The sequence below is a fragment of the Streptomyces sp. NBC_01439 genome, assembly GCF_036227605.1.
Taxonomy (GTDB): domain Bacteria; phylum Actinomycetota; class Actinomycetes; order Streptomycetales; family Streptomycetaceae; genus Streptomyces.
In genome coordinates this window covers 3,033,920-3,045,000 of record NZ_CP109487.1, presented here as the reverse complement: position 1 = coordinate 3,045,000, position 11,081 = coordinate 3,033,920, and the positions used below count along the sequence as shown (strand labels likewise).

Genomic DNA, 11,081 nt, shown 5'->3' with positions numbered 1-11,081 from the left:
AGTTCCGACCTGCACGAATGGCGTAACGACTTCTCGACTGTCTCAACCATAGGCCCGGTGAAATTGCACTACGAGTAAAGATGCTCGTTTCGCGCAGCAGGACGGAAAGACCCCGGGACCTTTACTACAGTTTGATATTGGTGTTCGGTTCGGCTTGTGTAGGATAGGTGGGAGACTTTGAAGCAGCCACGCCAGTGGTTGTGGAGTCGCCGTTGAAATACCACTCTGGTCGTGCTGGATGTCTAACCTCGGTCCGTGATCCGGATCAGGGACAGTGTCTGATGGGTAGTTTAACTGGGGCGGTTGCCTCCCAAAGGGTAACGGAGGCGCCCAAAGGTTCCCTCAGCCTGGTTGGCAATCAGGTGTTGAGTGTAAGTGCACAAGGGAGCTTGACTGTGAGACCGACGGGTCGAGCAGGGACGAAAGTCGGGACTAGTGATCCGGCGGTGGCTTGTGGAAGCGCCGTCGCTCAACGGATAAAAGGTACCCCGGGGATAACAGGCTGATCTTCCCCAAGAGTCCATATCGACGGGATGGTTTGGCACCTCGATGTCGGCTCGTCGCATCCTGGGGCTGGAGTCGGTCCCAAGGGTTGGGCTGTTCGCCCATTAAAGCGGTACGCGAGCTGGGTTTAGAACGTCGTGAGACAGTTCGGTCCCTATCCGCTGTGCGCGTAGGAATATTGAGAAGGGCTGTCCCTAGTACGAGAGGACCGGGACGGACGAACCTCTGGTGTGCCAGTTGTCCTGCCAAGGGCATGGCTGGTTGGCTACGTTCGGGAGGGATAACCGCTGAAAGCATCTAAGCGGGAAGCCTGCTTCAAGATGAGTATTCCCACCTCCTTGAGAGGGTAAGGCTCCCAGTAGACGACTGGGTTGATAGGCCAGATGTGGAAGCCCGGTAACGGGTGAAGCTGACTGGTACTAATAGGCCGAGGGCTTGTCCTCAGTTGCTCGCGTCCACTGTGTTAGTTCTGAAATAACGAACAGCTGTGATGATAGCCAGCGTTCTAAATTTCATAGTGTTTCGGTGGTCATAGCGTTAGGGAAACGCCCGGTTACATTCCGAACCCGGAAGCTAAGCCTTTCAGCGCCGATGGTACTGCAGGGGGGACCCTGTGGGAGAGTAGGACGCCGCCGAACAACCCGCCCTTTTAGCTCAGTCGGTAGAGCGTCTCCATGGTAAGGAGAAGGTCAACGGTTCGATTCCGTTAAAGGGCTCCAATGAAAAAGGCCCCCGCCAATTGGCGGGGGCCTTTTTTGTTTTCCGGCACGGAACCTGAGGCTAGAAAGGAATCCATGAGTTTCGACATCTTTGTGTGCCGGTTCGAGAACGGTGATCCGACGCCGCTGGACATGAGTGCTGCGCACGAGGTCCTCGCCCCCTATGTGGTGGCACGGGACCCCCGGACGAACTTCCTGCAGGTGCGTACGGCGAAAGGGGAGGAGGCAGGTGTGTTCTTCTCCAGCCCGGGCAACATCACCTTCAACCGCTTCGGAGGCGGCGGAATCATGGACCTCCTGGCCGTCCTGCTGCGCCGGCTGGATGCCGTGCTCGTCATCCCGGGCGGACCAACCCTGATTCAGCGGGACGAGGACCGCGACCTTCTGCCTGCCGCCCTCAGGGACGAGTGGCCCGTCGTCGTGGCCCGCACCGGCGCGGAGATCGATCGGGCGATCCGGGCTTCCTGAACGAACGGGGGAGGGGCCCATCTCTGGTGCGTGCCACCGGGAACGGCCTCGTGAAGACCGCTTTCGTCCTTCACCACGCCTCGACCTGAGGTTGGAGAAGGCTCATGGACGTGCCCGTGTGGCACGGCCGGCACAGGCCTCCGAGGGCCGGAGGGGCGGGCCGTACCAGAGCTGCCTACCATGGATGTGAAGGGTAGATAAGGTACGTCCGGCGGCTTCGAGGTGCCCCCAAGGGCCGCTCGGCTGGCCCAGGAGGCGTGATGACCGTACCCCCCGACGCAGCGGCGCCACAGCACACGCAGGGCGATCCCGAGGACGTCCTCAAACACATCGGGAGCACGTGGCACTGGGCACTCGGCTTCGCCCTCGCGACCCTGATCCCCGGAATCCTGGTGCTCGTCTGGCCCGACGAGACGTTGCACATCCTGGCCGTCATCATCGGTCTGCAGTTCCTGGTGGCGGGCGCGTTCCGGTTCGTCACCGCCTTCTCGCACAGTCGCGACGGCGGGAGCAAGCTGGCGGGTGTCCTGATCGCCATGCTCGCGTTCCTGGCGGGCGTCCTGGTGTTGCGCCATCCGATGCAGACGATCGGCGCACTGAGCTTGATCATCGGCGTGTTCTGGTTGCTGTCCGGAGTGCTCGCGGCGTTCACCGCGATCGCCGACCACACGCTGGTGCACCGGGGCCTGCAGTTCGGCCTGGGGGCTCTCGGCGCCGTCGCCGGAATCGTCGTGCTCTGCTTCCCGGTGGACTCCGCCGTGGCCCTGACACGGCTGCTGGGACTCTGGCTCGTCCTGCTGGGCGTGTTCGAGCTGGTGATGGCATTCGCACTGCGTTCGGCCACCCGCCAGGTTGCGTCGGCCCGTCCGGAGTGAAGACCGGGCGTCGCCGGACCCGTACTTCCGCGAACTGAACTGAACTGAACTGAGCCTGGGCCCGGCGCACGCCGGGCCCAGGTCTTTGCGGAGACGGGCCCCGACTATTCGCCCATGCGCTGTTCCGGGACGCGGAAAGCGAGGATCGCCATGTCGTCCGACGCGGGTTCCGCGGCGAAGCGTTCCACCGCCCGCAGGACGCGGGAGGCGACCGCGCCCGCGGTGAGGCCCGTACACGTGGTGAGGACTTCGGTGAGGCCGTCGTCGCCCAGCATGCGGGTGCCCTCGCGGCGTTCGGTCACACCGTCGGTGACGCAGAGCAGCACATCGCCCGGGTCGAGGGTGAGGGTCTGTTCGTAGAGGTCAAGGTCGTCGATCACGCCCAGCAGCGGCTGCGGGTCCGCGGCAGCGTCGACCTGGCCGTTCGGGCGCAGGCGCAGCGGCAGCGGGTGGCCCGCGCAGACGACCTTCATCAGCGCGCCGCCGTCGGGCTGGGGGTGGAGCTCGCCGTAGAGGAGGGTGAGGAAGCGGCTGCGGGTGCCCTCGTCGAGGATGGCCGCGTTGAGGCGTTCGAGGACCGCCGGGCCGCCGAGGCCCTCGCGGGCCAGCAGGCGCAGCGCGTGCCGGGCGAGGCCCGTGACGGCGGCGGCCTCCGGGCCCGTACCGCAGACGTCGCCGATGGCGAAGCCGTACGCGCCGTCGCGGATCGGGAAGACGTCGTAGAAGTCACCGCCGACCTCGTTGCCCTCGCCGGCCGCGCGGTAGATCACCTCGACCTCCATGCCGGGGATCGCGGGGGAGCCGGGCGGCAACAGGCTGCGCTGGAGGGAGCGGCTGATCGCGGTGCGCTCCGAATACAGGCGGGCGTTGTCGAGGGCCAGGGCGGCGCGGCGGGAGAGGTCCTCGGCGAGTTCGAGGATCTCCTGACGGAAGTGCTCCTCCCGCGGCTTGCCGAGGGTCAGCATGCCGATCACGCGGTTGCGGGCGAGGAGGGGCAGGACCACCGTCTCGCCGCCGACCGCGGCGGTCGCCTCCGGCCACGGGCGGGCGCCGGCCTCGCGGACCGGTTCGGGCGGGCTGAGCCGGGACAGCAGGTCCTTCAGGCCGTCGATGCGTTCCTCGTCCTCGTGGAGCACGTAGGAGAGGTACGGATCGGAGGACTGGTCGGCGATCGTGTAGACGGCGCACCAGGTGGCCAGGGTCGGGACGGTCATCTGGGCCATGAGGGCCAGGGTCTGGTCCCGGTCGAGGGTGCCGGCCAGCAGGTCGGAGGCCTCGACGAGGAAGGAGAGGGAACCGCGGCGCAGGCGCTCCAGTTCGCCGAGTCGAGCGGATTCGACGGCGAGGGCGATGCGGTCGGCGGCGAACTGGAGGTGCAGGGCTTCTTCGTTGGAGTAGCGGCCGGGAGTTTCGGCGGCGACGCCGAGTGAGCCGGTGAGGCGGCCTTCCACCTTCAGGGGGACGGTGACGGCGGAGCGCATGCCGGTGGCCTCGAGGAGCGGCACGGCTCCGGGGGAGGCGATGAGGTCGTCGTGGACGGCGGGCATGCGGGCGGAGCCGTAGCGGTTGGTGCCGGCCTCGACGGGGACGCGGGCGAAGCGCTGGCGGGTGGAGGGCAGGCCGGTGGTGGCGCGGACCTCTAGCTCGGTCTCGTCGTCGGTGGCGAGCAGCAGGAAGGCGGAGTCGGCGTCGAGGAGGTCGCGGGCGCGCTCCACGGTGCGCTGGAGGAGCCCGTCCAGGTCGTCGGGGGCGGGGGAGCCGATGAAGACCTCGAAGGGGTCCGTGGGGCGGGGCTCGGTGAAGTGGCCGCCTTCGGAGGTGGGTACCCGTACCGGGGTCTGTAGCAGGGCGCGCTCGTCGTCGTGGACGAGGAGGCAGACGATGGACGGTTCGCCGTGGGCGTCGCGGACCCGCAGGTGCGAGGCGAAGACGGGGATGACGCGGCCGTCGGCGCCGCGGACGCCGTAGCTGCCCTCCCAGCGGGACAGGCGCAGGGCCTCGGCGATGCCGGTTCCGGTGCCGGGGGTCTGGGGCCAGGCGGCGAGCTCGGCGAGCGGGCGGCCGAGCGCCTTCTCGGCGGGGTGGCCGAAGATGTGCTCGGCGTCCTCGTTCCAGGCGGAGATGGCGTCGTCCGCGTCGATCTGGAGGACGGCGACGCGGACCCGACTGTCGGCCAGGGGGAGCAGCTGGTCGGGGACGACGGGGCCCGCGGAGCGGGTACCGACCGGCCGGTCTGGCAGATCGAGACGGAACCACACGTGCTTGTGGGTGGCGGTGTACTCGACGCCCCAGCGGGTGGCGAGGGCGGCGCACAGCATCAGGCCGCGGCCGTTCTCGCGGTCGGGGTCGGCGTAGGGGCGATCGCCGGGGTGCTGGAGCGGGAGCTCGCGCTCCGGGTAGCGGTCGGCGACCTCGACCCGTACGCCGCCGTCGGCGCGCAGGCACAGGACCTCGGCCCGGGTGCCGGCGTGGACCACGGCATTGGTGACGAGCTCGCTGGTGAGGACCACCGCGTCGTCGACGATGTCCGCGAAGCCCCAGCCGTGCAGGGTGTCGCGGACGAACCCGCGGGCGGCGGCGACCGAGCGCCCGAGGGGATCGAAGCTGGCAGCCGCCCGTGCCGTGATCACGAGTCTCCTTCGACGCGGTTGGACATCGGGTGCCAGGTTACTTACCTTCGCGGTCGGCATGGTGCCGTCGTGGGGGATTCCACCCGCAGGGTACGGCGGGTGTGCGATGGTGCCGAAGTGTTATGGCCGGGTTCGGCCAGGGTGAAACACTGGGCGGGCTTGCAAGGTCGGCTCGTAGATGAGTCGGGCGTCCGGTGGAAGAGTGGTCGACCCCTTCGGGAGGGACACGGTGGAGTCTGGCGCAGCGGTACGGCGTACGGGAACGAGGCCGAAGGGCGGGCGTTCCCGGCGCAGTGGCACGACGGAGGTCGATACCGCCGCTCTCAACCGGCTGCTCACGGCCCTGGTGTCGATGCGGGACGGGAATTTCCGCAAGCGGCTGACGGTGTCCGGCGAGGGCGTGATGGCGGAGATCGCCGCCGTCTACAACGAGGTGGCCGACCGCAACCTCCACCTGACCGGGGAGCTGTCCCGGGTGCGGCGGATGGTGGGCCGCGAGGGCAAGCTGAGCGAACGGCTGGAAACGGGTGCCTGTGAAGGCTCCTGGGCGGCCGCGATCGATGCCTCGAACCAGTTGGTGGACGATCTGGCCCGGCCGGTGTCCGAGGTGGGCCGGGTGCTGTCGGCGGTGGCCGAGGGCGATCTGGACCAGCGGATGGACCTGCGGACGCAGGCGGCCGAAGGGGCCGGACATCCGCTGCGCGGGGAGTTCCTGAAGGTCGGGCGCACGGTCAACAACCTGGTCGACCAGCTGTCGGCGTTCACCGACGAAGTGACGCGCGTGGCGCTGGAGGTGGGTACCGAGGGCAAGCTCGGTGGTCAGGCCCAGGTGCGCGGGATGTCGGGTTCTTGGAAGGATCTGACCGACTCCGTCAACACGATGGCGTACCGGCTCACCGCCCAGGTGCGTGACATCGCTCTCGTCACGACGGCGGTCGCCAAGGGCGATCTGTCGCGCAAGGTCACGGTGCACGTGGCCGGCGAGATGCTCCAGCTGAAGAATACCGTGAACACGATGGTGGACCAGCTGTCGTCGTTCTCCTCCGAGGTGACCCGCGTCGCCCGCGAGGTGGGTACGGAGGGCGAGCTGGGCGGCCAGGCGAAGGTGCCCGGGGTCGCGGGCGTGTGGAAGGACCTGACCGACTCGGTCAACACCATGGCCGGGAACCTCACGGCCCAGGTGCGCGGGATCGCGCAGGTGACCACGGCGGTCGCGAACGGCGACCTGTCGCAGAAGGTACGGGTCAGCGCGCGCGGCGAGGTGGCGCAGCTGGCCGAAACGATCAACCAGATGACCGAGACGCTACGGACCTTCGCGGACGAGGTCACGCGCGTGGCGAGCGAGGTCGGGGCCAAGGGTCTGCTGGGCGGTCAGGCGCAGGTGCCGGGGGCGGCGGGGACGTGGAAGGACCTCACCGACTCGGTGAACACGGTCTTCCGCAACCTCACCACCCAGGTGCGCGACATTGCGCAGGTGACGACGGCGGTGGCCAACGGCGACCTGTCGCAGAAGGTCACCGTCGACGTGGCTGGCGAGATGCTGGAGTTGAAGAACACCGTCAACACGATGGTGGACCAACTCTCCTCCTTCGGCGCGGAAGTGACGCGTGTGGCCCGTGAGGTCGGCGTCGAGGGTGAGCTGGGCGGTCAGGCGCAGGTGCCGGGTGCGGCGGGGACGTGGAAGGACCTCACCGACTCGGTGAACACCGCCTTCCGCAACCTCACCGGGCAGGTGCGCAACATCGCGCAGGTGACGACGGCGGTCGCCAACGGCGACCTGTCGCAGAAGGTCACCGTGGACGTCTCCGGCGAGATGCTCCAGCTGAAGAACACCGTGAACACGATGGTGGACCAGCTGTCCTCCTTCGCCGACCAGGTCACGCGGATGGCGCGGGACGTGGGTACGGAGGGCCGCCTCGGCGGTCAGGCTCGGGTCGAGGGGGTGTCCGGTACCTGGAAGGAGCTCACCGACTCCGTCAACTTCATGGCCGGGAACCTGACCTCGCAGGTGCGCCAGATCGCCCAGGTGACGACGGCGGTGGCCCGCGGTGACCTGTCGCAGAAGATCGACGTGGACGCCCGGGGCGAGATCCTGGAGCTGAAGAACACCATCAACACGATGGTCGACCAGCTCTCGGCCTTCGCCGAGCAGGTGACCCGGGTGGCCCGCGACGTGGGTACCGAGGGTCGCCTGGGCGGTCAGGCGCAGGTGCCCGGAGTGGCCGGCGTATGGCGTGACCTCACGGACTCGGTGAACGGCATGGCCGGGAACCTGACCTCGCAGGTGCGCAACATCGCCCAGGTCGCGACGGCGGTGGCCCGCGGTGACCTGTCGCAGAAGATCGACGTGGATGCGCGCGGCGAGATCCTGGAGCTGAAGAACACCCTCAACACGATGGTCGACCAGCTCTCGAACTTCGCGGAGCAGGTGACCCGGGTGGCGCGCGAGGTGGGCACCGAGGGCATCCTGGGCGGCCAGGCGGAGGTCAAGGGTGTCTCCGGTACCTGGAAGGACCTCACCCAGTCCGTCAACTTCATGGCGAACAACCTCACGTCCCAGGTGCGCAACATCGCCGAAGTGACCACGGCGGTGGCCATGGGCGACCTCTCCAAGAAGATCACCGTCGATGCCAAGGGCGAGATCCTCGAGCTGGTCACCACCGTGAACACGATGGTGGACCAGCTGTCGTCGTTCGCGGAGCAGGTGACGCGGGTGGCCCGTGAGGTGGGCTCCGAGGGCATCCTCGGCGGTCAGGCCCGGGTGCGCGGGGTGACGGGCATCTGGAAGGACCTGACGGACAACGTCAACCTGATGGCCAACAACCTGACCTCCCAGGTGCGCAACATCTCGCAGGTGTCGGCGGCGGTCGCCAACGGTGACCTGACGAAGAAGGTCACGGTGGAGGCGCGCGGCGAGGTCGCACAGCTCGCCGACACCGTCAACACGATGGTGAAGACCCTGTCCTCGTTCGCGGACGAGGTGACCCGGGTGGCCCGCGAGGTGGGTACGGAGGGCCGTCTGGGCGGTCAGGCGCACGTGCCGGGCGTCTCGGGGACGTGGAAGGACCTCACCGACTCGGTGAACTTCATGGCCTCCAACCTCACCGGTCAGGTGCGGCAGATCGCCATGGTCACGACCGCCATCGCCAAGGGCGACATGACCAAGAAGATCGACATCGATGCCCGCGGCGAGATCCTGGAGCTCAAGACCACCATCAACACGATGGTGGACCAACTGTCCTCGTTCGCCGACCAGGTGACGCGGGTGGCCCGTGAGGTGGGCACCGAGGGAATCCTGGGCGGCCAGGCCCGCGTCCGTGACGTAGACGGCACCTGGCGGGACCTGACGGAGTCCGTGAACGAGATGGCCGGGAACCTCACCCGGCAGGTGCGCGCGATCGCGGCCGTGGCCACCGCGGTGACCCGCGGCGACCTCAACCTGAAGATCGACGTGGACGCGGCGGGCGAGATCCAGGTCCTCCAGGACAACATCAACACGATGATCGCGAACCTGCGCGACACCACCTTGGCCAACAAGGAGCAGGACTGGCTCAAGGGCAACCTCGCCCGGATCTCGGCCCTGATGCAGGGCCGCCGGGAGCTCGACGACGTGGCCTCGCTGATCATGAGCGAGCTGACCCCGGTGGTCTCCGCGCAGCACGGCGCCTTCTTCCTGGCGCTGCCGGCCGGCGGCACCACCGAGATCGGGACGGACGGGGGCGCGGACGGCTCGTACGAGCTACGGATGCGCGGGAGTTACGCCTACGCGGGCGGTCAGATGCCCATGTCGTTCCGGCCGGGGGAGGGGCTGATCGGGGCGGTCGCCGAGGAGAAGCGGATGATCCTCGTCGAGAACACCCCGCCGGGCTACCTGAAGATCTCCTCGGGCCTGGGCGAGGCGCCGCCGGCGCACGTGATCGTCCTGCCGGTGCTCTTCGAGGGGAAGGTGCTCGGCGTCATCGAGCTGGCCTCCTTCACGCCGTTCACGCAGATCCAGAAGGACTTCCTCAGCCAGATCGCCGAGATGATCGGTACGAGCGTCAACACCATCAGCGTCAACTCCAAGACGGAGATGCTGCTGAAGCAGTCGCAGGAGATGACCGAGCAGCTGCGCGAGCGCTCCGACGAGCTGGAGAACCGGCAGAAGGCCCTGCAGGCCGCCAATGCGGAGCTGGAGGAGAAGGCCGAGCTGCTGGCCCAGCAGAACCGGGACATCGAGGTGAAGAACACCGAGATCGAGGAGGCCCGGCAGGTCCTGGAGGAACGTGCCGAGCAGCTCGCGGTCTCGATGCGCTACAAGTCCGAGTTCCTGGCGAACATGTCGCACGAGCTGCGGACCCCGCTCAACTCGCTGCTGATCCTGGCCAAGCTGCTCGCCGACAACGCGGAGGGGAACCTCTCGCCGAAGCAGGTGGAGTTCGCCGAGACCATTCACGGCGCGGGTTCGGACCTGCTCCAGCTGATCAACGACATCCTCGACCTGTCGAAGGTCGAGGCCGGGAAGATGGACGTCTCGCCGACCCGGATCGCGCTGGTCCAGCTCGTGGACTACGTGGAGGCGACCTTCCGGCCGCTGACCGCGGAGAAGGGCCTGGACTTCTCGGTACGGGTCTCCCCGGAGCTGCCCGCCACGCTGCACACCGACGAGCAGCGGCTGCTCCAGGTGCTGCGCAACCTGCTGTCCAACGCGGTGAAGTTCACCGACACGGGGGCGGTGGAGCTGGTGATCCGGCCGGCCGGCGCCGATGTGCCCGCCGCGATCCGCGAGCAGCTGCTGGAGGCCGGTTCGCTGCGGGAGGCGGACGCGGACCTGATCGCCTTCTCGGTCACCGACACCGGGATCGGTATCGCCGCGAGCAAGATGCTGGTGATCTTCGAGGCGTTCAAGCAGGCGGACGGGACGACGAGCCGCAAGTACGGCGGCACCGGGCTGGGGCTGTCCATCAGCCGGGAGATCGCCCGGCTGCTGGGCGGCGAGATCCACGCGGCCAGCGAGCCCGGCCGCGGGTCCACCTTCACGCTGTACCTGCCGCTGCACCCGAGCGAGCTGCCTCCGCAGGGGTACGCGCCGCCGACCCCCGGCGGCGCCCGCGGCGAGCTGTACCGCAGGTCGCTGGACGGGGGCCGACCGGCGCTGCCGGGTACTCAGGCGGGGCCTTCGGCCATGCCGTCGGTCCAGGCGCAGCAGGTGCGGCCGGCGCTGTCGGCGGCCGAGCCGGCCGGGCCGGGGCAGGGCGGCGGGGCCGCGCTGTTCCGGCGGCGGCGCAAGGCGGCGAGCGATCTGGAGCCGCGTACGGCGGTGCCGGGCCAGCCGAACGTGGTGGGGGCCGAGGACGGCTGGGGCAGCGCGGAGGAGGATCTTCCGGTGGTGCCCCGGACGTACGACTTCCACGGCGAGAAGGTGCTCATCGTCGACGACGACGTGCGCAACGTCTTCGCGCTCACCAGCGTGCTGGAGCAGCACGGACTGGCCGTGCTGTACGCGGAGAACGGGCGGGAGGGCATCGAAGTCCTGGAGCAGCACGACGACGTGACGGTCGTACTGATGGACATCATGATGCCCGAGATGGACGGGTACGCGACGACCTCGGCGATCCGGCGGATGCCGCAGTTCGCCGGGCTGCCGATCATCGCGTTGACGGCGAAGGCGATGAAGGGGGACCGGGAGAAGGCGATCGATTCCGGTGCTTCCGACTACGTCACCAAGCCGGTCGATCCCGACTACCTGCTGTCGGTGATGGAGCAGTGGATGCGCGGCAAGTGATCGTCGGGAGAGCGGAAGGGCGCCGATCGCCGACTCACCCAGCCCGGGGCGGTGTGGGAGGGCGGCGAACGGGGAACCTTCTGCTCTCCCGCCGCGTTTGCGCTTCGTGCACAGTGACATC

Annotated in this window: 4 protein-coding genes, 1 tRNA gene and 2 rRNA genes (1 of these 7 cut by a window edge); 6 read left to right on the top strand and 1 reads right to left on the bottom strand. The window is 68.2% G+C overall.

Annotated features, from left to right (window positions below):
* The 5 genes from OG207_RS13025 to OG207_RS13005 all read left to right on the top strand — a co-directional run.
* A 23S ribosomal RNA gene (locus OG207_RS13025) occupies positions 1-947 on the top strand; it begins 2,177 nt to the left of the window's first position.
* A 78-nt stretch (positions 948-1,025) separates the two neighbouring features.
* A 5S ribosomal RNA gene (gene rrf, locus OG207_RS13020) occupies positions 1,026-1,142 on the top strand.
* Positions 1,143-1,147: 5 nt separating this feature from the next.
* A tRNA-Thr gene (locus OG207_RS13015) sits at positions 1,148-1,223 on the top strand.
* Positions 1,224-1,691, top strand: coding sequence for a hypothetical protein (locus OG207_RS13010; protein ID WP_329098755.1), 468 nt, complete (start codon positions 1,224-1,226; stop codon positions 1,689-1,691).
* A 260-nt stretch (positions 1,692-1,951) separates the two neighbouring features.
* Entirely contained in the window at positions 1,952-2,566 is a 615-nt protein-coding gene (locus OG207_RS13005) for an HdeD family acid-resistance protein (protein WP_329098754.1), read from the top strand.
* 104 nt (positions 2,567-2,670) lie between these two features.
* Here the strand turns inward: OG207_RS13005 and OG207_RS13000 are convergent, their stop codons facing one another.
* A complete protein-coding gene (locus tag OG207_RS13000; protein WP_329098753.1) occupies positions 2,671-5,256 on the bottom strand; it encodes a SpoIIE family protein phosphatase in 2,586 nt (861 codons plus the stop codon).
* A gap of 169 nt (positions 5,257-5,425) precedes the next feature.
* Between OG207_RS13000 and OG207_RS12995 the strand changes: the two genes are divergently transcribed.
* Positions 5,426-10,960: a HAMP domain-containing protein gene (locus tag OG207_RS12995; RefSeq protein ID WP_329098752.1), complete on the top strand. Its 5,535-nt coding sequence runs from the start codon at positions 5,426-5,428 to the stop codon at positions 10,958-10,960.
* Positions 10,961-11,081: the final 121 nt, after the last annotated feature.

Bases quoted from the DNA above. Each gene is read 5' to 3' on its own strand.
- OG207_RS13010 (WP_329098755.1), top strand. From the start codon at position 1,224: ATGAAAAAGGCCCCCGCCAATTGGCGGGGGCCTTTTTTGTTTTCCGGC.
- OG207_RS13005 (WP_329098754.1), top strand. From the start codon at position 1,952: ATGACCGTACCCCCCGACGCAGCGGCGCCACAGCACACGCAGGGCGAT.
- OG207_RS13000 (WP_329098753.1), bottom strand. From the start codon at position 5,256: ATGCCGACCGCGAAGGTAAGTAACCTGGCACCCGATGTCCAACCGCGT.